Source organism: Caballeronia sp. HLA56, assembly GCF_054655155.1.
In genome coordinates this window covers 2,139,421-2,165,753 of sequence record NZ_BAAHOB010000005.1, presented here as the reverse complement: position 1 = coordinate 2,165,753, position 26,333 = coordinate 2,139,421, and the positions used below count along the sequence as shown (strand labels likewise).

The 26,333-nt window shown below is 62.6% G+C and carries 23 protein-coding genes; 18 read left to right on the top strand and 5 right to left on the bottom strand.

From position 1 onward, the window contains the following. Positions 1-131 precede the first annotated feature (131 nt). Together ligA and def are read left to right on the top strand one after the other, a co-directional pair. Entirely contained in the window at positions 132-2,210 is a 2,079-nt protein-coding gene (gene ligA, locus ACYQ47_RS29710) for an NAD-dependent DNA ligase LigA (protein WP_459908288.1), read from the top strand. Beyond that, a complete protein-coding gene (def, locus tag ACYQ47_RS29705) occupies positions 2,207-2,740 on the top strand; it encodes a peptide deformylase (protein ID WP_459908286.1) in 534 nt (177 codons plus the stop codon). Before ligA ends, def begins: the two co-directional genes overlap by 4 nt. Before the next feature lie 74 nt (positions 2,741-2,814). Here the strand turns inward: def and ACYQ47_RS29700 are convergent, their stop codons facing one another. From ACYQ47_RS29700 to map, 4 genes are all read right to left on the bottom strand, one after another. Next, entirely contained in the window at positions 2,815-3,051 is a 237-nt protein-coding gene (locus tag ACYQ47_RS29700; protein WP_244827756.1) for a hypothetical protein, read from the bottom strand. Positions 3,052-3,325: 274 nt separating this feature from the next. After that, the gene (locus tag ACYQ47_RS29695) at positions 3,326-4,759 is read right to left on the bottom strand and encodes a pseudouridine synthase (RefSeq protein WP_459908284.1); all 1,434 of its coding nucleotides are present in this window, start codon (positions 4,757-4,759) and stop codon (positions 3,326-3,328) included. A gap of 519 nt (positions 4,760-5,278) precedes the next feature. Then, the gene (locus ACYQ47_RS29690; protein WP_459908282.1) at positions 5,279-7,867 is read right to left on the bottom strand and encodes a [protein-PII] uridylyltransferase; all 2,589 of its coding nucleotides are present in this window, start codon (positions 7,865-7,867) and stop codon (positions 5,279-5,281) included. Between the two features lie 61 nt (positions 7,868-7,928). Further along, entirely contained in the window at positions 7,929-8,741 is an 813-nt protein-coding gene (gene map / locus ACYQ47_RS29685) for a type I methionyl aminopeptidase (RefSeq protein ID WP_244827759.1), read from the bottom strand. 386 nt (positions 8,742-9,127) lie between these two features. Here map and rpsB point away from each other — a divergent pair, with 386 nt between their 5' ends. The 16 genes from rpsB to ACYQ47_RS29605 all read left to right on the top strand — a co-directional run bounded on the left by rpsB (position 9,128) and on the right by ACYQ47_RS29605 (position 25,317). Then, complete coding sequence (gene rpsB, locus ACYQ47_RS29680) at positions 9,128-9,880, top strand: 30S ribosomal protein S2 (RefSeq protein WP_244827760.1); 753 nt, start codon at positions 9,128-9,130, stop codon at positions 9,878-9,880. Positions 9,881-10,040: 160 nt separating this feature from the next. Further along, positions 10,041-10,922: a translation elongation factor Ts gene (gene tsf / locus ACYQ47_RS29675; RefSeq protein ID WP_244828013.1), complete on the top strand. Its 882-nt coding sequence runs from the start codon at positions 10,041-10,043 to the stop codon at positions 10,920-10,922. Positions 10,923-11,126: 204 nt separating this feature from the next. Further along, positions 11,127-11,840, top strand: coding sequence for a UMP kinase (pyrH, locus tag ACYQ47_RS29670; RefSeq protein ID WP_244827761.1), 714 nt, complete (start codon positions 11,127-11,129; stop codon positions 11,838-11,840). A 136-nt stretch (positions 11,841-11,976) separates the two neighbouring features. Further along, positions 11,977-12,537 (top strand): ribosome recycling factor, encoded by a 561-nt coding sequence (gene frr / locus ACYQ47_RS29665; RefSeq protein ID WP_244827762.1) that lies wholly within the window; start codon positions 11,977-11,979, stop codon positions 12,535-12,537. 82 nt (positions 12,538-12,619) lie between these two features. After that, a complete protein-coding gene (gene uppS, locus ACYQ47_RS29660; RefSeq protein WP_244827763.1) occupies positions 12,620-13,402 on the top strand; it encodes a polyprenyl diphosphate synthase in 783 nt (260 codons plus the stop codon). Continuing rightward, positions 13,396-14,208, top strand: a complete 813-nt coding sequence (locus ACYQ47_RS29655) for a phosphatidate cytidylyltransferase (protein ID WP_310395662.1) — start codon at positions 13,396-13,398, stop codon at positions 14,206-14,208. Before uppS ends, ACYQ47_RS29655 begins: the two co-directional genes overlap by 7 nt. Before the next feature lie 10 nt (positions 14,209-14,218). Continuing rightward, positions 14,219-15,436, top strand: coding sequence for a 1-deoxy-D-xylulose-5-phosphate reductoisomerase (locus ACYQ47_RS29650; RefSeq protein WP_459908277.1), 1,218 nt, complete (start codon positions 14,219-14,221; stop codon positions 15,434-15,436). Positions 15,437-15,443: 7 nt separating this feature from the next. Then, positions 15,444-16,817, top strand: coding sequence for an RIP metalloprotease RseP (gene rseP / locus ACYQ47_RS29645; RefSeq protein WP_459908275.1), 1,374 nt, complete (start codon positions 15,444-15,446; stop codon positions 16,815-16,817). Between the two features lie 77 nt (positions 16,818-16,894). Then, positions 16,895-19,207 carry an outer membrane protein assembly factor BamA gene (bamA, locus tag ACYQ47_RS29640; protein ID WP_244827767.1) on the top strand — a complete coding sequence of 771 codons (2,313 nt, stop codon included), beginning with the start codon at positions 16,895-16,897 and terminating at the stop codon, positions 19,205-19,207. An 84-nt stretch (positions 19,208-19,291) separates the two neighbouring features. Further along, entirely contained in the window at positions 19,292-19,831 is a 540-nt protein-coding gene (locus tag ACYQ47_RS29635; RefSeq protein WP_459908273.1) for an OmpH/Skp family outer membrane protein, read from the top strand. Between the two features lie 30 nt (positions 19,832-19,861). Beyond that, positions 19,862-20,953, top strand: coding sequence for a UDP-3-O-(3-hydroxymyristoyl)glucosamine N-acyltransferase (gene lpxD, locus ACYQ47_RS29630; RefSeq protein ID WP_459909371.1), 1,092 nt, complete (start codon positions 19,862-19,864; stop codon positions 20,951-20,953). 386 nt (positions 20,954-21,339) lie between these two features. Continuing rightward, complete coding sequence (fabZ, locus tag ACYQ47_RS29625; RefSeq protein ID WP_244827769.1) at positions 21,340-21,798, top strand: 3-hydroxyacyl-ACP dehydratase FabZ; 459 nt, start codon at positions 21,340-21,342, stop codon at positions 21,796-21,798. Between the two features lie 55 nt (positions 21,799-21,853). Next, positions 21,854-22,642 carry an acyl-ACP--UDP-N-acetylglucosamine O-acyltransferase gene (lpxA, locus tag ACYQ47_RS29620; RefSeq protein ID WP_244827770.1) on the top strand — a complete coding sequence of 263 codons (789 nt, stop codon included), beginning with the start codon at positions 21,854-21,856 and terminating at the stop codon, positions 22,640-22,642. Between the two features lie 9 nt (positions 22,643-22,651). Further along, complete coding sequence (gene lpxB, locus ACYQ47_RS29615; RefSeq protein ID WP_459908270.1) at positions 22,652-23,818, top strand: lipid-A-disaccharide synthase; 1,167 nt, start codon at positions 22,652-22,654, stop codon at positions 23,816-23,818. Continuing rightward, a complete protein-coding gene (gene rnhB, locus ACYQ47_RS29610) occupies positions 23,818-24,534 on the top strand; it encodes a ribonuclease HII (protein ID WP_459908268.1) in 717 nt (238 codons plus the stop codon). Before lpxB ends, rnhB begins: the two co-directional genes overlap by 1 nt. A gap of 3 nt (positions 24,535-24,537) precedes the next feature. Next, on the top strand, positions 24,538-25,317 hold the full coding sequence (locus ACYQ47_RS29605; RefSeq protein ID WP_459908266.1) for a TrmH family RNA methyltransferase: 780 nt from the start codon (positions 24,538-24,540) through the stop codon (positions 25,315-25,317). On the opposite strand, the gene ppsR is transcribed toward ACYQ47_RS29605, so the two are convergent. Continuing rightward, positions 25,318-26,136: a posphoenolpyruvate synthetase regulatory kinase/phosphorylase PpsR gene (gene ppsR / locus ACYQ47_RS29600; protein WP_244827774.1), complete on the bottom strand. Its 819-nt coding sequence runs from the start codon at positions 26,134-26,136 to the stop codon at positions 25,318-25,320. It lies immediately after the preceding gene. Positions 26,137-26,333 lie beyond the last annotated feature (197 nt).

The following is a 26,333-nucleotide window of genomic DNA, read 5'->3' as shown; positions in this document are numbered from 1 at the left end:
TTCTTTTGCGCGCGCGGCATCGCACGTTTCGTCACATCCTGGCCGTTTGGCCGATGCCACGAATTACCGATCTTCTGAGACAATCGAACGGTCGTTGGCAGACTTAATTCACTTTCCCAAGTATTTGTCGCATGTCCGCTAAAACGAAAGCCGAATCCGCCGCTGCCAGAAAGTCGGGCGCAGCCGTCCCCAGTGCCGATCGTCCGGCCGAGCGCGCGGCGTGGTTGCGCTCGGAACTCGAACGCGCGAATTACGCCTACTACGTGCTCGACCAGCCGGATCTGCCCGACGCCGAATACGACACGCTCTTCAAGGAATTGCAGGGAATCGAGACGGACCGTCCCGATCTCGTCACGCCCGATTCGCCGACGCAACGCGTGGGCGGCAAGGCGGCGGAAGGTTTCGAGCCCGTGGTGCACGACGTGCCGATGCTTTCACTCAACAACGGTTTCGCCGACGAAGACATCGCAGCGTTCGACAAGCGTGTGTCGGACGCGCTCGCGCACGCGCCGGTGCAATATGCGTGCGAACTGAAATTCGACGGCCTGGCCATTTCCCTGCGTTACGAGGACGGCCGCTTCGTGCAGGCGTCCACGCGCGGCGACGGCGCGACCGGCGAAGATGTGACGGCCAACGTGCGCACCATCCGCTCCATTCCACTCACACTCAAGGGCAAGCACGTGCCGAAGCGGCTCGACGTGCGCGGCGAAGCACTGATGTTCAAGCGCGACTTCGAACGGCTCAACGCACGTCAGCGCGATGCCGAGCAGCGCGAGTTCGCCAATCCGCGTAACGCCGCGGCGGGCAGTTTGCGTCAACTCGATCCGAAGATGACCGCGCAACGGCCGCTATCCTTTTTCGCGTATGGCATTGGCGTGCTGGAAGGCGCGGAGATGCCGGATACACACGCCGGTCTGCTCGACTGGTACAAGGAAATGGGCTTGCCGGTGAACGCGGAACGCGGCGTGGTCGATGGCGCCGAGGGCCTGCTCGACTTTTTCCGCAAGACGGGCGAAAAGCGCGAGCAGCTGCCGTACGACATCGACGGCGTGGTCTACAAGGTCAACCGGCGCGACGAACAGGACAAGCTCGGCTTCGTTTCGCGCGCGCCGCGCTTTGCGCTCGCGCACAAGTTTCCGGCGCAGGAAGCGCTCACGCAGCTGCTAGCCATCGATGTACAGGTGGGCCGCACGGGCGCCATCACGCCGGTTGCGCGCCTGGCGCCGGTCTTCGTCGGTGGCGCGACCGTCACGAATGCGACGCTGCATAACGAAGACGAAGTGCGCCGCAAGGACATCCGTATCGGCGACACAGTGACCGTGCGCCGTGCGGGCGACGTCATTCCCGAAGTGGTGGGCGCGATTCTCGACCGCCGTCCGGACGACGCGCGCGAGTTCGTCATGCCGACCGAGTGTCCGGTGTGCGGCTCGAAGATCGAACGTCTGCCCGACGAAGCCATTGCGCGTTGCACGGGCGGCCTTTTTTGTCCGGCGCAGCGCAAGCAGGCGCTGTGGCATTTCGCCCAGCGCCGTGCGCTCGATATCGACGGCCTCGGCGAGAAGATCATCGATCAACTGGTCGAAGAGAATCTCGTGCGCACGCCCGCCGATCTCTTCACCCTCGGGTTCTCGACGCTCGCCGCGCTCGACCGGTTCGCCGACAAATCCGCGCAAAACCTGCTCGATTCGCTCGACAAGGCGCGCAACACGACGCTCGCGCGTTTCATTTACGCGCTCGGCATCCGCCACGTGGGCGAGTCGACGGCAAAAGATCTGGCGAAGCATTTCGGCTCGCTCGACCCAATCATCGCCGCTTCGGTCGAGGAATTGCTGGAAGTGAACGATGTCGGGCCGGTCGTCGCCGAAGCCATCCATAATTTCTTCAGCGAAGAGCACAACCAGCACGTCATCGAACAATTGCGCGTCAAGGTGTCGTGGCCGGAAGGTCCGCCCGCACCGAAAGCGCCGCTGGGCGTGCTGGCGGGCAAGACCGTGGTGCTGACGGGCACTTTGCCCACGCTCACGCGCGAAGATGCAAAGGAGATGCTGGAGGCGGCCGGAGCGAAAGTGGCCGGTTCGGTATCGAAAAAGACCGACTACGTGGTGGCGGGCGCGGAAGCAGGCAGCAAGCTTGCGAAAGCGGAGGAACTCGGGGTTCCCGTTCTCGACGAAGACGGCATGAAGAAGCTTTTGGAAGGAGTTACCCCATGATCCGAGAAATCCTGAAGATGGGCGATCCGCGGCTGTTGCGTATCGCCGAGCCGGTCGAGAATTTCGACACGCCGGAACTGCACACGCTGGTGCAGGACATGTTCGATACGATGCGCGACGCCAATGGCGCGGGCCTCGCCGCTCCGCAGATCGGCGTCGATCTGCAGGTGGTGATCTTCGGCTTCGGACAGAATCCGCGCTATCCCGACGCGCCGTCGGTGCCGGAGACGGTGCTCATCAACCCGATCATCACGCCGAACGGTCACGACATGGAGGAGGGCTGGGAAGGCTGCCTGTCCGTCCCCGGCCTGCGCGGCGCGGTACAGCGCTTTTCGATGATCCGCTACCAGGGCTTCGATCAGTACGGCAACGCCATCGAGCGGCTGGCGGAAGGTTTTCACGCGCGCGTCGTGCAGCACGAGTGCGACCATCTGATCGGCAAGCTTTATCCGATGCGTATTACCGACTTCTCGAAGTTCGGCTTCACGGACGTGCTGTTTCCTGGGCTCGATCCGGTTGGCGACGACTGAGAACGTGCGGACGCGCGAGGGCGCGTTCCGCATTTGCACACATTAAAAAGCCGCTCCTTGCGAGCGGCTTTTGTTCAGGCGAAGGATTTGGGCGTTCCGCTAACGGCAGGCTGGCGGAACAGCGCGACATGTTCAGGGTTCGCGGACGCTTGCAGACGTCCGTCCGGCAGGCGCGCAACCACGATTTCGCCGATGCCGGGGCTCATGACGACCACTTCATCTCGCAGGGCGAGCAAGGCGTCGAGCCGTCGACGGCCGCTGACGATTTCGAGGCCGCTTTTCGTTTCTCGGACAATGATCTCGACTGACATGGCGATTCTCCTTCGATCAGTTAAATGCTGAATCCTTGGTGCGCTGCAGGACGGTAAAAAAGTCTCTGCGTCACACTTGCCTAACGGAATAATGACTTATTTTCTTTAGGCGGTAATCAGCAAAAAAATAAAACTGGCGATCGATACCGCGCCATCAGGGGATGCAAGTCGAGACGTCGCTTTTTTGCGACGCAGCCGCGAAGCGGAGAGGATTGCGAGAACGGTCGTTCGTGGTTCGCTCCGAACGATGATCGTCCGGAGCGAAAACGCGCAATCAGAAGCTCTCGTCGGCGCCGAGATAGCGCCAGTGACCCGGCGGCAGCGCGCCCAGCGTGACGCGGCCCATGCGGATGCGTTTCAGACCGACGACTTCCAGTCCGACCAGTTCGCACATCCGGCGAATCTGGCGTTTTTTGCCTTCGTGCAGCACGAAGCGCAACTGCTCGCCGTTCTGCCAACTGACTTGTGCGGTCTTGAGCGGGACGTCGTCGAGCGACAGGCCGTGACGCAGCAGCGCGAGTTGTTCTTCCGGGAAGTGCTGATCCACATCGACTTCGTGTTCGCCGTAGCGCACGCGCACGAGGTACTCCTTGTCGACTTCGGAATGGTTGCCGATCAATTGCTTCGCGATGCGGCCATCCTGCGTGAGTACGAGCAGCCCGGTCGAATCGATATCGAGTCGGCCGGCCGGCGCGAGCGTGCGCAGATGACCCGGTGCGAAACGAATGCCGCTGCGGTCGTCTTGCCAGTGATTGGCCGGATTGATGAGCGTGACGGCGGGCTCGTAGCCGTCTTCTGCCTGACCCGATACGTAGCCGACCGGCTTGTGCAGCAAGATCGTGACGAGCAGCGACTGTGCAGAACGCGCGGCGGGCAGGACATCGATTTCCTGATCCGGGCGGATACGCGTGCCGAGCGTATCGGTGACTTCGCCATCGACGAGCACCCAGCCTTTTTCGATCCACTCGTCCGCTTCGCGGCGCGAGCAGAGGCCGAGTTCGGACATCACCTTCGACAGGCGGACGAGGCCGTCGTCGTGAGCGCGGGGCTTGTGGGCGGGTTCGGTGGATGCCGGGATGGCTTCGGCGTGGAGTGGGCGGTCGTCGCGTGATGCGGGACGACGGTCGCCCGCGCCGCGCTTGTCGAAGCTTGGGCGTGAATCGTCGCCACGCGGTTTGAACGTGCGTCGTTCATCGGTGCCGGGCGTGCGGTCGTCGCGCGTAAACGGACGGCGTTCGGAACGGTCGCTCGGGCCGCGCTTATCGAAGCTCGGACGCGAATCGTCGCGCGGCTTGAAAGGGCGTCGTTCATCGCCACCGGGCGTGCGGTCGTCGCGGGCAAACGGCCGACGCTCCGACCGATCGCTCGCGCCGCGCTTGTCGAAGCTCGGACGCGAATAGTCGCGCGGCTTGAAAGGGCGTCGTTCATCGCCACCGGTTGGGCGCTCATCGCGCGCAAACGGCCGCCGTTCGGAGCGATCGCCCGCGCCGCGTTTATCGAAGCTCGGACGCGAATCGTCGCGCGGCTTGAAAGGGCGTCGTTCATCGCTGCCGGGCGTGCGGTCGTCGCGCGCAAACGGACGGCGTTCGGAGCGATCGCTCGCGCCGCGTTTATCGAAGCTCGGACGCGAATCATCGCGCGGTTTGAAAGGGCGTCGTTCATCGCTGCCGGGCGTGCGGTCGTCGCGGGCAAACGGCCGACGCTCCAACCGATCCCCCGCGCCACGCTTATCAAAGCTCGGACGCGAATCATCGCGCGGTTTGAAAGGGCGTCGTTCATCGCCACCGGCCGGGCGCTCATCGCGCGCAAACGGCCGGCGCTCCGACCGATCGCTCGGGCCGCGCTTATCGAAGCTCGGACGCGAATCATCACCACGCGGTTTAAACGCGCGTCGCTCGTCGCCGCCCGAAGAACCGGGCCGACGCTCCGACCGATCCCCCGCGCCACGCTTATCGAAGCTCGGCCGCGAATCATCACCACGCGGTTTAAACGCGCGCCGCTCATCGCCGCCCGAAGAACCGGGCCGACGTTCCGACCGATCCCCCGCGCCACGCTTATCGAATCCCGCGCGCGAATCGCCCCCCGCACCGCGTGGTGTCGACGGCCGCTCGTGCGGCGTTTCAGGCCGCGTGGTCTTGCGGGCGGTGGAACTACCGGTGCGAACCGGCGACCGCGTCGACGATGTCGGACGCGGATGTTTGGCTGTCAGTTTGACGCGCATAAAATTTCAGGCTGCGATCGCGCGCAGCAGTTCGGTCTCGATCTGGATCTGGGTGCGATTGTTCGACAAGCTCTTGCCGTCGAGCAAAAACACGTCCTCGACGCGTTCGCCAAGCGTGTTGATTCGCGCTGCCTGCACGCCGATCCGGTGTTGCGCCAGAACGCGCGCGATCGAATAAAGAAGGCCCTGCCGGTCGTTGGCCGACACGGAAAGGATGTAGTACTGGCCACGCTCGTCCGGGCGCAAATCCACACGCGGCGTGACAGGAAAGGTGCGCACGAGCCGCGATACGCGGCCCTTCGACGGCTCGGGCAAAATGCGCTCGTCCGCCAAAAGCGTGCTCAATTGTTGTTCGACGAGATTCGCGATGTCGCGATAACTCCCGTCGTGATCGGGATGCGCCACGAGAAAGTTATCGAGCGCGTAGCCATGTCGCGTCGTCGTCACGCGGGCATCCAGCACGGAAAGGCCATTGTGGTCGAAGTACGCGCAGATGCCGGCGAACAGATCCGGCCGGTCCTTCACGTACACCAGCACCTGCAGCGCCGCGCCGATGGGCGACGGCCGCGCGCGCACGATCGGCGCGTCGCTTTCGACATGCCGGTACAGCACACGCGTTTGCCACGCAATATCCGCGGCATCGTGACGCAAGAAATAGCCGACATCCAGTTTGTCCCACAGTTCGCGCTGCGCATTCTCCGGCACGGTCTCCAGACGCAGGAGCGCGAGCGCCGCCTCCTGACGCGACTTGAGTTCCGAGTGCGCATCCGGCTGCGCGCCGCCGAGCACGGCGAGCGTCGCGCGGAACAGGTCTTCGAGAAGCTTGCCCTTCCAGTTGTTCCAGACCTTGGGCGACGTGCCGCGAATGTCCGCCACGGTCAGAAGATAAAGCGCGGTCAGCCGCCGCTCGGTCTTTACCACGGAGGCGAACTGCTTGATGACTTCAGGGTCGCTCGTGTCCTGCTTCTGCGCGACATGGCTCATCGTCAGATGCTGCTGCACGAGCCATACGACGAGGTCGGTGTCTTCCTGACACATGTCGTGTTCGCGGCAGAAGCGACGGGCATCGGCCATGCCGAGGGTCGAATGATCGCCGCCGCGACCTTTCGCGATGTCGTGGAAGAGCGCCGCGACGTAGAGCACCCACGGGCGCTCGAAATTTCCCATCAACTGACTGCAAAACGGATACTCGTGCGCATGCTCCGCTATTGCAAAGCGGCGCAGGTTGCGCAGCACCATCAGGATGTGCTGATCGACCGTATAGACATGGTAAAGGTCATGCTGCATCTGTCCGACGATGCGCCGGAAGTTCAGCAGATAACGCCCGAGCACGCTCGTCTGGTTCATGAGACGCAGCGCGTGCGTGATGCCCTCGGGCTGCTTGAGAATCTCCATGAAGAGACGCCGGTTCTCCGGGTCGCGCCGCCAGTCGCGGTCCATGAGTTCGCGCGCGTTGTAGATCGCGCGCAGCGTGCGCGCCGAGAGTCCCTTGATGCCGCGGGTCTGCTCGTAGAGCAGGAACGCTTCGAGAATGGCGTGCGGTTCGCGCTCGAAGACGTCGTCGCGGGCGATTTCCAGCATGCCCTGCTTCTCGACGAAGCGCCCCGAAATGACGCGCGTGATACCGCTCGTCGACGGGAACAACTGCGCCTCGACGTTCTGAATCAGAATGGTCGCGAGCTGCGTGACGGCCTTTGCCGCCCAGTAGTAGCGGCGCATCAACTGCTCGCTTGCGCGCTTGGCGGTCGTCGGTTTGAAGCCGAAACTCTCGGCGAGCGGTGTCTGCAAATCGAAGACGAGAATGTCCTGGCGACGCTTCGCAATCACGTGCAACCGCGCACGCAAAGTCTTGAGAAACGCTTCGTTGCGGCGCAGTTCGCGCGCTTCGCGGTCGGTAATGAGACCGCGCAGGTCGAGTTCGCGCCAGCTACTGCCGAAACCGGCTGCGCGCGAAATCCAGAGAATGAGCTGAAGATCGCGCAGACCGCCCGGACTTTCCTTGATGTTCGGCTCGAGGCTGTACGGCGTGTCCTGAAACTTCGCGTGGCGCTGACGCATTTCCAGCACCTTCGCCTGGAAGAAGCCGCGTGGATCGAGCGTCTCCTTGTAGCGCGCGGAAAAGCGTTCGAACAGCTCCGCGCTGCCGAAGATGCGCCGCGCCTCCAGCAGCGACGTGAGGACGGTGACATCGCCGCTCGCTTCCGCGATGCATTGCTCGACCGAACGCACGCTGCTGCCGATATCGAGCCCGAGATCCCACGCCATGCCGATAAACCGCTCGACGCGCGCGTTGAGCGGGCCCACGTCTTCCTGATCGCCGCCGGCATCGGGCAGAAGCACGAGGATATCGACGTCCGAATACGGCGCGAGCTCGCCGCGCCCATAGCCGCCGACCGCGACCAGCGCCGCGTCCGCCGGCATCTCGCAGGCGGCCCAGGCGCCCTTGAGCGCGTCGTCGGTGGCGCGCCCGAGCGCGTGCATCAACGGTTCGACGTTCGAAGCCGTCTGAAAGCGTTCGATGAGCGCCGACTTCGCCGCCTTGTAGGCAGCGCGCAGCGTTTCACACGGCGTGGCGACAGGGACTGTGACGCTCATGGGCTCGGATTCAGGAAGGAAGAAGGCCGCGCACGCAAGCGCGGCCGGGGCGCGGCGAAGCTCAGGAAGCCGTGGCCGCGATCAAATGCGAGGGCGCCTGCGTGCCCGCGGACACGGTCAGGACTTCGTAACCGGTCGGCGTGACGAGAACGGTATGTTCCCACTGCGCGGAAAGGCTGCGATCACGCGTCTTGACGGTCCATTGATCCGGCATCGTGCGGATTTCGCGGCGACCGGCGTTGATCATCGGCTCGACGGTGAAGATCATGCCCGCTTCCAGTTCGATACCCGTACCCGCGCGCCCGTAATGCAGCACCTGCGGCTCTTCATGGAACACCTGGCCGATGCCGTGACCGCAATATTCGCGCACCACGCTGTAACCTTGCGCCTCGGCATGCTTCTGGATAGCCGCGCCGATGTCGCCGAGATGCGCGCCCGGACGCACCTGATCGATGCCGAGCCACATGCAATCGAAGGTGGTTTGCACTAGACGCTTCGCCAGAATGGACCCTTCGCCGACGATGAACATGCGGCTCGTGTCGCCGAAATAGCCGTTCTTGATGACGGTGACGTCGATATTGAGCGCGTCGCCGTTCTTGAGCACTTTTTCGCCGGGAATGCCGTGGCAGATTACGTCGTTGACGGAAATGCAGGTGGCTTTCGGGTAAGGCGGATAACCCGGCGGCTGATAGTTGAGCGGTGCGGGCACCGTGCCCTGTTCCTTCACCATGAGTTCGTGGCAAAGGCGGTCGAGTTCTTCGGTGGTCACGCCAGCAACGATATGCGGCGTGATGAAATCGAGCACTTCGCTGGCGAGCCGGCAGGCGACGCGCATTTGCGCGATATCGTGATCGTTTTTCAGCGTAATGGACATGACTAGGCTCAGAAATGCGAGTATGCGGCCGTGAGCCGCGAAATCGGCATTATCGCACCTTAGAGAGGGCGCCGCAGCCCGAATCAAAGGCATGCGGGGCATGGATCGGGCTTCCCCAAGCGCTTTCGGGCACCTGCAAGCGGCTTGAGCTAGTCAATCCTCACATGCTATAGTTACGGGCTAAGTCCTATCCACACTTTTATTTAGGTGTAGTAGGGCTTGGAAAGTAGGTTGAAAGTTAAGGTGGCGGGACGTCTCGCTTCTCTTGCCGACAATCGTTCGATTCGCAAGCCGGCGCACCCAGGGTGTCCGGCGTCCGGTTAGCTAGAAGCACCGGGCGCGGGATGCGGCAGCCGGCTTAAGACCCAACCCTCGCGGAGAATTTCATGGCAGTCACGATGCGTCAAATGCTGGAAGCAGGTGTCCACTTCGGTCACCAAACGCGCTTCTGGAACCCCAAGATGGCCCCGTTCATTTTCGGTCATCGCAACAAGATTCACATCATCAACCTCGAAAAGACGCTGCCGCTCTACAACGACGCGCTGAAGTACGTGCGTCAGTTGGCAGCGAACCGCGGCACGATCCTGTTCGTGGGGACGAAGCGTCAATCGCGCGACACCATCGCTCAGGAAGCCGCCCGCTCGGGTATGCCTTTCGTCAACGCCCGCTGGCTCGGCGGCATGCTGACCAACTTCAAGACCTTGAAGGTTTCGATCAAGCGCCTGAAAGACATGGAAGCATCCGTCGAATCGGGTGAAACCGAGCGCATGAGCAAGAAGGAAGCGCTTCTGTTCGAACGCGAAATGCAGAAGTTGCAGAAGTCGATCGGCGGCGTGAAGGACATGGGCGGCATTCCGGACGCGATCTTCGTGATCGACGTCGGCTACCACAAGATTGCCGTGACCGAAGCCAAGAAGCTTGGTATTCCGGTCATCGCCGTGGTCGACACGAACCACTCGCCGGAAGGCATCGACTACGTCATTCCGGGTAACGACGACGCCAGCAAGGCCGTCGCGCTGTACGCTGAAGGCGTGGCCGACGCGATCCTCGAAGGCCGTGCGAACGCGGTGAACGACGTGGTCCAGGCTGTCCGTGAAGGCGACGGCGACGAGTTCGTCGAGGTCAACGCAGAGGCGTAATCGAGCCCTGTGGCCGATATAAAAGGGGGCTTTGCGAAAGGCCCCTTTTTTTTAAGCCGCGGCACTCGGGAGCGCGACATTGCGTTCACGCACGTCCAGTACCCTTTCCCGTGGCGGATTCAAGCGGCGGGACGTATCAAACAGACTCAAGGAGCGAATGATGGCGGCAATTACCGCAAGCATGGTGGCAGAACTGCGCGCGAAGACCGACGCGCCGATGATGGAATGCAAGAAGGCGCTGACGGAAGCCGACGGCGACATGGCGCGCGCCGAAGAGCTGCTGCGCGTGAAGCTCGGCAACAAGGCGAGCAAGGCGGCATCGCGCGTGACGGCTGAAGGCATCGTCACGTCGTATATCGACGGCGGCGTGGGCGCGCTCGTCGAACTGAACTGCGAAACCGACTTCGTTGCCAAGAACGACGACTTCCTGGCCTTCGCCAAGACGATCGCCGAACTCGTGGCCAAGAACAATCCGGCTGACGTGGCCGCGCTCTCCGCGCTGCCGCTCGAAAGCTCGACGGTCGACGCCGTGCGCCTCGCGCTCGTCGGCAAGATCGGTGAAAACCTGTCGATTCGCCGTTTCGTGCGCTTTGAATCCGCGAACAAGCTGGCCTCGTATCTGCACGGAGCGCGTATCGGTGTTCTGGTCGAGTTCACGGGCGCGGACGAGCAAGTCGGCAAGGACGTCGCCATGCACGTCGCGGCCATGAAGCCGGTCTCGCTGTCGTCGGACGAAGTGCCGGCCGACCTGATCGCGAAGGAACGCAGCATCGCCGAGCAAAAGGCCGCTGAATCGGGCAAGCCGGCTGAAATCGTCGCCAAGATGGTCGAAGGCAGCGTCCAGAAGTACCTGAAGGAAGTGTCGCTCCTGAACCAGCCGTTCGTGAAGAACGACAAGCAGACGATCGAACAGATGTTGAAGGCCGCAAACGCGTCGGTGCAGAAGTTCGCGCTGTTCGTGGTGGGCGAGGGCATCGAGAAGCGTCAGGACGACTTCGCGGCGGAAGTGGCTGCGCAAGTTGCTGCCGCCAAGCAAGGCTGAGTTTTAAAGTGAAGGCGCTCGGCGGTATGGCGGCGCCGGGCATCGAAAGGCAGTAAGGCGGCAAGGTATCGCGCGGGCGCGGCGAATTCGGGAAAACCCGTATGCGTCGCGCCCGTCGCCCGATCCGGCCGCTTGCGGTAAATATTGTTTCACCCCTACAGTTCTACGTTGTTGCAACCCTCCTCGGCGCGATCGGAAACTCATATGCCCACAGCCTACAAACGCGTACTCCTCAAACTCTCCGGCGAAGCCCTCATGGGCGACGATGCCTTCGGCATCAATCGCGCAACAATCGAAAGGATGGTGGCGGATGTCGCTGAAGTAGTGCGGATGGGCACGCAAATGGCCGTCGTGATCGGCGGCGGCAACATCTTCCGTGGCGTGGCGGGCGGCGCGGCCGGCATGGACCGGGCGACGGCCGACTACATGGGCATGCTCGCGACCATGATGAACGCGCTGGCGCTGCAAGACGCCATGCGTCACGCCGGCATCGAAGCGCGCGTTCAGTCCGCGCTGCGCATGGACCAGGTGGTCGAGCCGTACATCCGCCCCCGCGCGATTCGCCAGCTCGAAGAAGGCAAGGTCGTGATCTTCGCGGCCGGCACGGGCAACCCGTTCTTCACGACCGACACCGCTGCCGCCTTGCGTGGCGCGGAAGTGGGCGCCGAAGTAGTGTTGAAAGCAACCAAGGTCGATGGCGTATACTCCGCCGACCCGAAGAAAGATCCGAGCGCCACGCGCTACAGCACGATCAGCTTCGACGAAGCGATCGGCCGCAATCTGCAAGTCATGGACGCCACGGCTTTCGCGCTGTGTCGCGACCAAAAGCTGCCGATCCGCGTGTTCTCGATCACGAAGCCGGGCGCGCTCAAGCGCATCGTGCAAGGCGACGACGAAGGTACGCTCGTCCACGTGTAAACTCTCGCGTTGAGAGTGGTCAACGAGAAGTTCAAGCGACGTTGAAAGGGCGCCGCGCCGCGGCCGGTGTGGAGCACGCCGGAAGATCGCGCGAAGGCGCCTAGATTGCCAGTAACCCAAGGTTTCGGAGGTTCAAATGAGTGTGGCTGACATTAAAAAAGGCGTCGACCAGAAGATGACGCGGTCGATCGAAGCGTTCAAGGCCGATCTCGCGAAGATCCGCACGGGCCGCGCCCACACGGGTCTGCTCGATCACATCCAGGTCGACTACTACGGCTCGAATGTGCCCATCTCCCAAGTGGCGAACATGACGCTCGTCGACGCCCGCACGATCGGCGTGCAGCCGTGGGAAAAGAAGATGGTCGGCGTCGTCGAAAAGGCGATCCGCGAGTCGGACCTCGGTCTGAACCCGGCAACGCAGGGCGATTTGATCCGCGTGCCAATGCCCGCGCTCACCGAAGAGCGCCGCCGCGAGCTGACCAAGGTCGTGAAGAGCGAAGGCGAATCGGCGAAGATCGCTGTGCGTAACCTGCGCCGCGACGCGAACGAGCAACTGAAGAAGCTCGTGAAGGACAAAGAGATTTCGGAAGACGACGAGCGCCGCGCAAGCGACGACGTGCAGAAATTCACCGACAAGTTCGTCGCCGAAATCGACAAGCTCGTCCAGACCAAAGAAGCCGAAATCATGACGGTGTGAGGCCGTAGATACGGTCTTGCCAGCCTCGACCATTTAGATTGAGGCTGGCTCTCACTTCTGTCGATTTCAAGATTCAACGGCCATGACCTATACCAGCTCTACCGTTCGCGTGCCCGATGTCGCGGCTGTCCCGCGCCACGTCGCGATCATCATGGACGGCAACGGCCGTTGGGCGACCGAGCGGCGCCTGCCGCGCGTCGCCGGTCACACCCGCGGCGTCGATGCGGTGCGCGCCACCGTCGAAAGTTGCGCGCGGCGCGGCGTCGAATTCGTCACGCTGTTCGCGTTCAGTTCCGAAAACTGGCGCCGTCCGACCGAGGAAGTGTCGTTTCTCATGCGCCTGTTCGTGACCGCGCTCGAGCGCGAAATCGGCAAGCTGCACGCCAACGGCATCCGTCTGCGCGTGGTCGGCGACACCGCCATGTTCGACGACCGCATCCGCGCGCTCATTCAGCGTGCCGAGACCAAGACGGCGCGCAATACGCGTTTGACGCTCACCATCGCCGCCAATTACGGCGGGCGCTGGGACATCATGCAGGCGACGAAGAAGCTCATCGCGCAATCGCTTGAGCAGGGCGTGCCGGCGCGCGTGGACGACGAATCCTTCGCCGAGCATCTCGCCATGGCTTACGCGCCCGAGCCGGATCTCTTCATCCGTACGGGCGGCGAGCAGCGCATCAGCAATTTTCTGCTGTGGCAACTCGCCTACACCGAGTTCTATTTCACCGATACCTACTGGCCCGATTTCGACGCCGAAGCGCTGGATCGCGCCATCGCGTCGTATGGCGAGCGTGAACGCCGCTTCGGGCGCACCAGCGCACAAGTCGAAAACCAATCGCAGAAGGCCGACACCCTTTCATGCTAAGAACCCGTGTCATCACGGCAATCGTCCTGCTTGCGGTCCTCGTGCCGGTCACGTTGTTCGCGCCGATCGGCGTATTCGGGGCGTTGATCGGTTTTGTCGTCGTCTTCGCCGCATGGGAATGGGGACGGCTCCTCAAGCTCAACGGCGCGGGTCCGGTGGCCTACGCGCTCATTGCGGGACTCGCGCTCATTTTCAGCACGTTTCTCGGCGTCGCGCCCAAGGCGCTCTTCGAAATGGCCGCTATTTTCTGGGTGTTGGCCGGGCCATATGCGCTTTTGCGCAAGCCCGTGCTTTCGGCGGGTGCGTGGCGCGGCTTCCTGCTTTTTGCCGGAATCGTCGTGTTCGTGGCCTGCTGGCACGCGGTGGTCGCGGCCCGCACCGTGGGCGTGGCTTTCGTGCTATCGCTTCTTCTAGTAGTCTGGCTGGCCGATGTGGGCGCATACTTCGCCGGCAAAGCCCTTGGCCGCCACAAGCTGGCCCCGTCCATCAGTCCGGGCAAGACCTGGGAAGGCGCGATCGGCGGCTGGGTCGCGGTGATGGTCATCGGCACGATTGCCGCCGCCACCGCGTTCGAGGCCCCGACCGTATTCAGCGCGTTCGTCGAACATCTAGGCTGGGCGCGCGCGCTCCTCGCGCTGAGCGTGCTGGTTGCGTTCAGCGTGGTCGGCGACTTGTTCGAATCGCTCCTTAAGCGCCAGGCGGGCGTCAAGGATTCGAGCGGTTTGCTGCCGGGTCACGGCGGCGTACTCGACCGGATCGACGCGTTGCTGCCCGTACTGCCGATTGCATTGCTGATGCTCGGCTAGAGAAGAATTCATGCAAAAACGTCTTACATTGCTCGGCTCCACGGGCTCGATCGGCGACAGCACGCTCGACGTCGTGGCGCGGCACCCGGACCGTTTCTCGGTCTACGCGCTCACCGCGCATCGCAACGGCGACAAGCTCGTCGAACAGTGTCTGCGCTTCACGCCCGAAGTAGCCGTGGTCGGCGACGCGGAAACGGCTGCGCACGTGGCGGGCGCCTTGAACGCCGCGGGCTGCAAAACCGAGGTGACGCACGGCGAAGCCGCGCTGGTCGAGGTGGCGCGGGCGTCGCAATGCGACACGGTGGTCGCGGCCATCGTCGGCGCGGCGGGCCTTGCGCCTACGCTCGCGGCGGCGCGCGCGGGCAAGCGCATCCTGCTTGCCAACAAGGAAGCGCTCGTCATGTCCGGCCAGATTTTCATGGATGCGGTGCGTGACAACGGCGCCATCCTGCTGCCGGTGGACAGCGAACATAACGCCGTGTTTCAGTGCCTGCCGCCCTGCGCGGACAGCGAGGCAAAGCTGCACGGCGGCGTATCGAAGATCATCCTGACCGCATCGGGCGGCCCGTTTCGCACGCGCGAGCCGGCAACGCTCATCGACGTCACGCCGGACGAAGCCTGCAAGCACCCGAACTGGGCCATGGGCCGCAAGATTTCCGTCGATTCCGCGACCATGATGAACAAGGGCCTCGAAGTCATCGAGGCTCACTGGCTCTTCAATTTGCCCGGTTCGCGCATCGAGGTGCTGATTCATCCGCAAAGCGTGATCCATTCCATGGTCTCGTATGCGGATGGCTCCGTGCTCGCGCAACTCGGCAACCCGGACATGCGCACGCCGATCGCACATGCGCTGGCGTTTCCGGATCGCGTCGATTCGGGCGTCGCGCCGCTCGATCTCGCACAGATCGCCACGCTCAGTTTCGAGAAGCCGGACTTCACGCGCTTTCCGTGTCTCGCGCTCGCAATCGGCGCGCTGGAAGTGGGCGGTCTGGCAAGCGCGGCGCTGAATGCCGCAAACGAGGTCGCGGTGGAAGCGTTCCTCGCGCGCCGCATCGGTTTCATGGCGATCGGCGATGTCGTCGATCGCGTGCTGAACTCCTTGCCAAACGGCAGCGCTGCATCGCTCGACGACGTCCTCGCCGCCGATGCGAACGCGCGCCGTCTGGCGCATCGGTTTGTCGCGGAACTCACCGCCAGCGCGCCAGGCGCCGAGTCCATCGCCCATTGAGGCCGTCATGAACTTTCTGACCGAAATCGTCGCCTTCGTCGTTGCGATTGGCGTACTTGTCGTCGTCCACGAATTCGGTCACTACAGCGTCGCGCGCATGTGCGGCGTCAAGGTGCTGCGTTTTTCCGTGGGCTTCGGCAAGCCGCTCGTGAGCTGGGTCAGCAAAAAGACCGGCGTCGAGTGGACCATTGCCGCGTTGCCGCTTGGCGGTTACGTGAAGATGCTCGACGAGCGCGAAAGCGAAGAGAGCATCGCGCCCGAGGACCTGCCACGCGCCTTCAACCGGCAGCCGGTCGCCAAGCGCATTGCGATCGTCGCGGCGGGGCCTGTCGCGAACTTCATTCTTGCCATCGTGCTGTTCGCGGCGGTATTCGCGGGCGGCGTGTCGGAGCCCGAAGCAATCGTCGCGACCCCCGTGGCGAACACGGCAGCCGCGCGCGCGGGTTTCGAAGGCGGCGAAAAGATCGTTTCGATGCGCGACGCGGACAACGGCGGCGAAACGCACGCTATTCGCTCGTGGTCGGATCTGCGCTGGAAGATTCTGGATGCATCGTTCGATCATCGCCGCATCGTGCTTTCGGCGAAGACGCACGAAGGCACGTACGACTTTCCGCTGAGTGTCGGCACCATTTCGGATGCGGACGCCGAGCAGGACTTCATGGACAAGCTCGGCTTCACGCCGGGCGGTGGCACGCTCACGGTCGCGGGTGTGGAGGCGGGCAGCGCCGCGCAAAAGAGCGGTCTGCAGGCGGGCGACAAGCTGCGCGCAATAGACGGCCATAACGTCGATAACGCGACGAGCTTCATCGACTACGTGAAGGCGCACGGCGCGAAAGCGGTCACGCTCACGATCGAGCGTGCGGGCAAGCAGCAGACGGTGCAGGTGACGCCCGACGTCAAGCACGATGCGGCGAGCGGCAAGGATATCGGCCGTATAGGTGCTGCGCTCGCCAATCAGTTGCCTAGCGTCGACGTGCGTTACGGACCGGTGGAAAGTCTGCGTCTCGGCGTGAATCGCACGTGGGACATCAGCATGTATTCGCTGCGCATGTTCGGGCGGATGATCACCGGCGAGGCGTCGCTCAAGAACCTTTCGGGACCGGTCACGATTGCGGACTATGCAGGAAAGAGCGCGCGTTTGGGTCTGGCGGCTTTCGTTTCCTTTCTCGCGCTCGTGAGTATCAGCCTCGGTGTGTTGAACTTGTTACCGATTCCGGTTTTGGACGGTGGGCATCTGTTATATTATTTGGTTGAAGCCGTTACCGGCAAGGCGGTGTCCGATCGCTGGCAGCTGGTTCTGCAACGGGCGGGGCTGGTGTGCATCGTCGCTTTGTCGATGATCGCGTTGTTCAACGACCTGGCTCGCCTGATCCGTTTCTGATCCACTTTGACAATCTCTGGCGGCGTTGTTCGAGCGACCGCCGGAATGAATGCAGCTTTAAATACTGGGGAAGCACGTTGTTCAAACCTCATCGCTTTGTTCCTAAGACGGCTGTAGCCGCGGCGCTTGCCGCAACGGGTATCACGGCACACGCCGTTACGCCGTTCGTCGTGCAGGATATTCGGATCGAAGGTCTTCAGCGCATCGAACCGGGTTCCGTGTTCGCCTATCTGCCGATCAAGCAAGGCGACACGTTCACCGACGACAAGGCCTCCGAAGCGATTCGCGCCCTCTATGCAACGGGCTTCTTCAACGACGTTCAAATCGCAACCGAAGGCAATGTCGTGGTCGTGCAGGTGCAAGAACGGCCGGCCATTTCGAGCATCGATTTCGCGGGTCTGCACGAGTTCGACAAGGACACCATCACCAAGGCGCTGCGCTCGGTCGGCCTGTCGCAAGGCCGCTCCTACGACAAGGCGCTGCTCGACAAGGCCGAACAGGAACTGAAACGTCAGTACCTGACGCGCGGCTACTACGCGGCCGAAGTCACCACCACCGTCACGCCGGTCGACCGTAATCGCGTCACCATTCTGTTCTCGGTGGCCGAAGGTCCGAGCGCGAAGATTCGCCAGATCAACTTCGTCGGCAACAAGGCCGTGAGTTCCAGCACGCTGCTCGGCGAAATGCAGCTCTCCACGCCGAACTGGTTCTCCTGGTACACGAAGAGCGATCTCTACGCGAAAGAAAAGCTCACGGGCGACCTCGAAAATGTCCGCTCGTACTATCTGAATCACGGTTACCTCGAGTTCAGCATCGACTCCACGCAGGTGTCGATCTCGCCGGACAAGAAGGACATGTACCTGACCGTCGCCTTGCATGAAGGCGAGCCGTACAAGGTCAGCAGCGTCAAGCTGTCGGGCAATCTGCTGAGTCGCGACGCCGAGTTGAGCAAGCTCATCAAGATCAAACCGGGCGAACTGTTTTCGGCCGAGAAGCTGCAGTCCTCGACCAAGGCCGTCGTCGACAAGCTCGGTGAATACGGCTACGCGTTCGCACAGGTCAACGCGCAGCCGGAAATCGATCAGGCGCATCACACGGTGGCGCTCACGCTGCAAGTCGATCCGAGCCGCCGCGTGTATGTGCGCCGCGTGAATATCGACGGCAACACGCGTACGCGGGACGAAGTCGTGCGTCGCGAAATGCGTCAGCTGGAAAGCTCGTGGTTCGATTCGAGCCGCCTCGCGCTCTCGAAAGACCGCATCAACCGTCTCGGTTACTTCACGGATGTCGATGTCACCACCACGCCGGTGGAAGGGACCAACGACCAGGTGGACGTGGACGTGAAGGTCGCGGAAAAGCCGACCGGCGCCATCACGCTGGGTGCGGGTTTCTCGTCGACGGACAAGGTGGTGCTCTCGGCGGGCGTCTCGCAGGACAACGTGTTCGGCTCCGGCACGAGTCTCTCGGTGAACGTGAACACCGCGAAGACCTACCGTACCTTGACGGTCACGCAGGTCGATCCGTACTTCACCATCGACGGTATCAAGCGGATCACGGACGCCTACTACCGCACGTATCAGCCGCTCTACTACTCGACCGATTCGAGCTTCAAGATCGTGACGATGGGCGCGGACACGAAGTTCGGTATTCCGTTCTCCGAGCAGGACACGGTCTTCTTCGGCGTCGGCGCCGAGCAGAACACCATGGACGTCGACTCGGCCACGCCGCAGTCGTACATCAACTACGTGAACGAATTCGGTCGCGTGGTGAACAACTATCCGCTGACGGTTGGCTGGTCGCGCGACAATCGCGACAGCGCGCTCGTGCCGAGCCGCGGTTACTACCTGCAATCGAACGCGGAGTACGGCACGCCTATCGGCAACACGACCTACGCTAAATTCGACGCGCAGTTCCAGTATTACTACTCGTTCGCGCGCGGCTTCGTGCTCGGCTTCAACCTGCAAGGCGGTTACGGCAAGGGCCTCGACGGCCAGACGTACCCGATCTTCAAGAACTACTACGCGGGCGGTATCGGCTCGGTGCGCGGTTACTCGCCGAGTTCGCTGGGTCCGCGTGACGCGAAAACGGGCGACCCGATCGGCGGTTCGCGCATGGCGGTGGGTAATATCGAACTCACGTTCCCGCTGCCGGGAACGGGTTATGACCGCACGCTGCGCGTCTTCACCTTCCTCGACGCCGGCAACGTCTGGGGCGACCCGAATCAGGGCGGCACGAGCGCCGGCGCGAACGGCTTGCGGTATGGCTATGGTGTCGGTCTTGCATGGATCTCGCCAATCGGCCCGCTCAAGCTGAGCCTGGGCTTCCCGCTGCAGAAACATGAAGGCGACCAGTATCAGAAGTTCCAGTTCCAGATCGGCACGGCGTTCTAAGCTGCGTCGCGACGAGAACAGAGGCTTCATTCATTTCGACGTAACGTGAGGAACACTTTGCGAACCGGTAAGCTTTCGAAACATATGGCGCTGGCGCTTGCGTTGTCGATGGTTCTCGGCCTGGGTGCGGCTGCGAGCGCGAGCGCTCAGGAAGCGCGCATCGCCGCGGTCAACTCCGACCGCATCCTGCGCGAGTCGGCGGCGGCGAAGGCTGCGCAGTCGAAACTCGAGCAGGAGTTCTCCAAGCGCGACAAGGCGCTGCAGGACATGGCGCAGCGCATGAAGGCCATGTCCGACAACATGGACAAGAATGGCGCCTCGCTCGCGCCAACCGACCGCGCCGCGCGCCAACGCGATCTGGCGCAGCTCGACGCCGACTTCCAGCGCAAGCAGCGCGAGTTTCGCGAAGACCTGAATCAGCGTCGTAACGAAGAACTCGCGGCGGTGCTGGATCGCGCGAACAAGGTCATCAAGCAGATCGCGGAACAGCAGCATTACGATCTGATCGTGCAGGAAGCGGTGTATGTGAGCCCGCGCATCGATATCACGGATCAAGTGCTGAAGGCGCTGGCTGCGAGCACGCAAAATGGTACAAGCGGCGCAAGTGGCGCAAGCTCGAACTGACACGGAGTAACTGAACGCATGGCATCAGGCATGGCGATCACGCTCGACGAACTGGTCAGCCGCTTTGGCGGCGAGATAGTCGGCGCGGGCACGCAAAAGGTCGAGGCGCTTGCGCCGCTCGACAAAGCCGGCCCCGCGCAACTCGCGTTTCTCGCCAACCAGAAGTATCTGGCGCAAGTCGAGACGACGCGCGCCGGCGCGGTGTTGATCTCGCCCGCCGATCTGGAGAAGGTGGGCAATCGTGCGGGCACGAATTTCATCGTCACGGCGAACCCTTACGCTTATTTCGCTCGCGTCGCACAGGCGTTTATCGATCTTGCAACGCCCGTCTCGAAGCCCGGCGTGCATCCGAGCGCGTATGTCGATCCGGCTGCGCACGTCGCGGCGAGCGCGGTGATCGGGCCTCATGTGACGGTGGAAGCGGGCGCGTTCGTCGGTGAGCGCGTGAAGCTGGATGCAGGCGTGGTCATCGGACGCGGCGTGAAGTTGGGCGACGACGTGCATCTGTATCCGAACGTCACTGTGTATCACGGCTGCAAACTGGGTGCGCGCGTGATCGTGCACGCCGGCGCGGTCATTGGCGCGGATGGCTTCGGCTTCGCGCCGGATTTCGTGGGCGAAGGCGATGCTCGCACCGGTACCTGGGTGAAGATTCCGCAGGTGGGCGCGGTGGACATCGGCGAGGACGTGGAAATTGGCGCGAACACCACGATCGATCGCGGCGCCATGGCGGATACCGTCATCGAAGAAAGCGTGAAGATCGACAATCTCGTGCAGATCGGGCACAACTGCCGCATCGGCGCGTACACGGTTATCGCCGGTTGTGCGGGTATCGCGGGCAGCACGAATATCGGGCGGCATTGCATGATCGGCGGCGCGGTGGGCATCGCAGGGCACGTCACATTGGCGGACTACGTGATCGTCACGGCGCAGTCGGGCGTCTCCAAGTCGCTAACGAAGCCTGGCATGTACACGAGCGCTTTCCCGGCGGTGAATCATGCCGACTGGAACAAGAGCGCGGCGCTGGTGCGCAATCTGGACAAGCTGCGTGATCGCATCAAGGCGCTCGAAACGGCGTTGGGCGAGAAAGCAGGTAAGGGCGACGCGGGCGGCGCGGAGTAAGCAAGCCAAGATCCGCTGGTTCAAAGCACTGGCCGGCAACCTTGATACGGGCAGTAAGCCGGCGACGTCAGCAATTTCAGCAGCGCAAGGGGTTGGTATTCTCCACCGAGGCAGCGTCGAAACGTGCCGTGAGCAGGCCGAGTCAAGCAGTGTAAAAGCGTCGAGGGTTCGTATCATCGCCGGCGCATAAACGAAACGCGCAGTAAGCGAGCCGGGTTCAACGGTTTCAAAAGGCGTCGACGGTCCATCCCATCATCGAGGCAGCAACAAAACACGCAGCAAGCCGCATCGAAGATAAACACAAAGGCATTTCCGGCGGGCGCAAGATTCGTTCAACGCGTCCGCAGTCAATTTCCGCGCACAACACGCGCGCGAGCAGAACGACCATGAGCACAGAAAAAATCAACCTCGATATTCACAAGATCCTCACGCTGCTGCCGCATCGGTATCCGATCCTGCTCGTGGATCGCGTACTCGAACTCGAGCCGCACAAGAGCATCAAAGCGCTGAAGAACGTGACGATCAACGAGCCGTATTTTCAGGGTCACTTCCCGACGCGGCCCGTCATGCCCGGCGTGCTGATTCTCGAAGCGCTCGCGCAGACCGCGGCGCTCCTGACTTTCGCCGAGGAACCGCACGATCCGTCGACCACGCTGTATTACTTCGTGGGTATCGACGGCGCGCGCTTCAAGCGCGTGGTGGAACCGGGCGATCAACTGATCCTCAACGTCAACTTCGAGCGGTACATGCGAGGCATCTGGAAGTTCAAGGCGCGCGCCGAAGTTGACGGCGTGACCGCTGCCGAGGCCGAGCTCATGTGTACCGTGAAGAACACGGCCGCCTGAGGCCGCGTTCACCGTCAAGACACAGGCAGCACGAACAGCTTGAGGCGATAAGCGCATGAGCAAGATTCACCCTACCGCGATCATCGAGCCGGGCGCTCGACTCGACGATACCGTCGAAATCGGACCGTACGCGATCGTCGGCCCCCACGTCGTGATCGGCGCGGGTACGACGGTCGGTTCGCACAGCGTGCTCGAAGGGCACACGAGCATCGGCCGCGACAACCGCATCGGCCACTACGCGTCGATCGGCGGGCGTCCGCAGGACATGAAATACCGCGACGAGCCCACGCGTCTCGTGATCGGCGACCGCAATACCATCCGCGAATTCACCACGCTGCATACCGGCACCGCGCAGGATCAAGGCGAGACGTCCATCGGCGACGATTGCTGGATCATGGCTTACGTGCACGTCGGCCATGATTGCCGGCTCGGCAACAACATCATCATGTCGAGCAACGCGCAACTGGCGGGCCATGTGACGGTCGGCGATCACGCTATCGTCGGCGGCATGTCGGGCGTGCATCAGTTCGTGCGTATCGGCGCGCATTCCATGCTGGGCGGGGCTTCCGCGCTCGTGCAGGATGTGCCGCCATTTGTCATCGCGGCGGGCAACAAGGCCGAGCCGCACGGTATCAATGTCGAAGGGTTGCGCCGGCGCGGCTTCACGCCCGACGCCATTTCGGCGCTGCGCCAGGCGTATCGCATCGTCTACAAGAGCGGTTTGTCACTCGAAGAAGCGAAATTGCAACTGAAGGATCTGGGCAAGGCAGGCGGCGAGGGCGATGCTCCGGTCAAGGCGTTCTCCGATTTCATCGCGACGTCGCAGCGCGGCATCATCCGCTAAGCGCGCCCGATGACGCCAATCACCCACTCGCCACGCATTGCGATGGTCGCGGGCGAGCCTTCCGGCGACCTGCTCGCGGCGTCGCTGCTTCAAGGTCTGCAAGAAAGGTTGCCTGCCGATACGCGTTACAGCGGCATCGGCGGTCCGCGCATGGCCGCGGCGGGCTTCGAAGCCCACTGGCCCATGGACAAGCTGTCCGTGCGCGGCTATGTCGAAGCGCTGCGCCATATTCCCGAAATTCTCGGCATTCGCAACGAACTGAAGCGGCAACTGCTCGCGGAGCCGCCGTCGGTGTTCATCGGCGTCGACGCGCCCGATTTCAATTTCGGTCTCGAAGAGCCATTGCGCGCAGCGGGCATTCCGACGGTGCACTTCGTCTGCCCGTCGATCTGGGCGTGGCGCGGTGGCCGCATCAAGAAGATTGTGAAAGCGGTCGATCACATGCTGTGCGTGTTTCCGTTCGAAATCGCGTTAATGGAAAAGGCGGGCGTGGCGGCGAGCTATGTCGGCCATCCGCTTGCCGATGAAATCCCGCTCGAACCGGATGTCGCCGGCGCGCGACGCGAACTCGGTATCGCACAAGGCGGTCCGGTGATTGCCGTGCTGCCGGGCAGCCGCCGCTCGGAGATCGCGCTGATCGGCCCGACCTTTTTCGACGCCATGGAACTCATGCAGTTGCGCGAGCCCGGCGTGCGCTTTCTGATGCCGGCCGCGAACCCCGCGTTGCGCGAGCTTCTGCAGCCGCTCGTCGATGCGCATCCGAATCTCTCGCTGACGATTACCGACGGCCGCGCGCAAACCGCCATGACCGCCGCGGACGCCATCCTCGTGAAAAGCGGCACGGTCACGCTCGAAGCCGCGCTGCTCAAGAAGCCGATGGTCATTTCCTACAAGGTGCCCTGGCTCACGGGCCAGATCATGAAGCGTCAGGGCTATCTGCCCTATGTCGGCTTGCCGAACATTCTCGCGGGGCGCTTCGTGGTGCCGGAAATCCTGCAGCACTTCGCCACGCCCGAAGCGCTCGCCGACGCCACGCTCAAACAGTTGAACGACGAAGCGAACCGCCGTACCGTGACGGAGATTTTCACGGACATGCATATCGCGCTGCGTCAGAATACGTCGCAGAAGGCGGCCGACGCGGTCGCGCGAGTGCTGCAAACGCGGAGAGCCGGATAATGGCGCGTGAGACAAAAGCGGTGCGGGCGACACTCCAAAGCGGGCTGGACTTCAGTTCGCCTTTCGACATCGTCTGTGGCGTGGATGAAGCGGGGCGCGGTCCACTGGCGGGGCCGGTCGTGGCCGCCGCGGTGATCTTCGATCCCGCGAAGCCACGCATCAACGGTCTCGACGATTCGAAGGCCTTGAGCGCGAAACGCCGCGAGGAGCTTTACGAGAAGATCGTCGATCGCGCGCTTGCTTTTTGCATCGCGTCGGCAAGCGTCGAGGAAATCGACACCATCAACATCCTGCATGCTTCCATGCTCGCCATGAAGCGCGCGGTCGAAGGGCTTTCCGTTGCGCCGACGCTCGTGAAAGTGGACGGCAACCGCTGCCCGACGCTGTCGATCCGCTCGGAAGCCGTGATTGGCGGCGACGCGCTCATCAAGCAGATTTCGGCGGCATCGATTCTAGCCAAGGTCACGCGCGACCGCATGCTGCTGGAACTGCACGACGTTCATCCTGTCTACGGATTCAACGCGCACGCGGGCTACGGCACGCCGCAACATCTGAAAGCGCTTCATGAGCATGGGCCGTGCGAGCATCATCGGCGTTCGTTCGCGCCGGTGCGCGAGGCGCATATCCGTTTCGGCTCGATGCTGCCGGCCATCGCGCCCGAGGTGCTGCAAGCCGCCGCGACCATCAACGACGACCCCGATGCACGCGCGTTCTGAATCTTGAAATCGATCACCTCGCGGGACAACCCGCTCTACAAGCGTCTAAAGGCGCTCGCCGGTTCGACCGCGCAGCAGCGCCGCAGCGCTCACGCGCTCCTCGAAGGGCTCCACCTCGCTTCAGCCTATCTCGACGCCGCCGGTCAGCCGGAAACCTGCGTCGTGACCGAAGGCGCGCTCTCCCATGCCGAAGCGCGGGAGATCGTCGCGCGCATCGAGGAAAAACGTGTGATCGTGCTGCCGGATGCGCTCTTCGGCCAATTGTCGAGCGTCGTGCGCGGCGTTGGCATGTTGTTGCTCGTTGAGAAGATCGATGCCGCGCTGCCCGACCGCGTCGAGGCAACCTGCGTGATTCTCGACGGCATTCAGGACGCGGGCAACGTCGGTTCCATTTTGCGCAGCGCGGCGGCGGCGGGTATCACGCGCGTTTTCTGCGCGCCGGGAACGGCTTATGCGTGGTCGTCGAAGGTCTTGCGCTCGGGCATGGGCGCACACTTTCTGCTCGATATCTTCGAGGATGTCGAACCGGCAAACCTGGTTGCGCGCCTGGATGCGCCCGTGACCATCACCGACTCACATGGCGCGGTCGCGCTTTACGATTGCGATCTCGTGGGTCCGCTCGCATGGGTCTTCGGCAACGAAGGCGCGGGCGTGTCGCAGGTCTGGCGCGATGCAGTCACGCATCGCGTGACGATTCCACAGCCGGGCGGCATGGAATCGCTGAACGTGGCGGCTGCGGCGGCAATTTGTCTTTTCGAACAATGCCGCCAGCAGCGGCGCTGATCAGTAGTACGACGGCCGCTCCGGCTTGATCTCCTGCAGAATCGTGGTGGCGATTTCCTCGATCGACTTGTGTGTCGACGAAAGCCATTTCACGCCTTCGCGCTTCATCATCGATTCGGCTTCGTTGATCTCGTAACGGCAGTTTTCGAGCGCCGCGTACTTGCTGCCCGGCCGGCGCTCGTTGCGAATCTCCGAGAGCCGCTGCGGGTCGATGGAAAGACCGAACATCTTCTCGCGATGTTCCAGCAAGGGCGTCGGCAGTTTGCCGCGCTCGAAATCTTCCGGAATCAGCGGGTAGTTCGCCGCCTTCACCCCGTATTGCATTGCCAGATAGAGGCTCGTCGGCGTCTTGCCACTGCGCGAGACGCCCACGAGAATCACGTCCGCTTCCGTGAGATTGCGGTTGGATTGACCGTCGTCGTGCGCGAGCGAGAAGTTGATGGCCTCGATGCGGTTCTTGTATTCCTCGGTGTCCGCGTTCTGGTGGACGCGGCCCATGGCGTGCGTCGACTTGATTTCCAGTTCGTGTTCGAGCGGCTCGATGAAGGTCTGGAACATATCGAGCACGAGCGCATTGCAGCCCTTGACGATCTCGTTCGACGCGCTGTCGACGAGCGTTGTGAAGACAATGGGCCGCCGTCCGTCCAGTGACACCACTTCGTTGATCTTCTCGACGGTCGCATGCGCCTTGTCGATCGAGTCGACGAACGGCACGCGCACCAGCCGGAATTTCTGGTCGAACTGGGCGAGGATCGAATGCGCGAACGTCTCGGCGGTGATTCCTGTACCGTCGGAAACGATGAATACGGATGGCGGCATCGGCGATATGGGGAACGAGTTGGAAGGCACGTGCTCGAAGGTAACGCGCGAGCACGGGAGCGGAAAAGGCCTGTGTTAAGGTAACTGGATTCGGGGTGTGCGCCGCCGAACCATCGGGCGTCAAAGACCTCGATTTTGCCGTCTATTTGCTGATTATGCCGGGACAAAATTGAGAAATGGCACGGTAGAATAGCGGC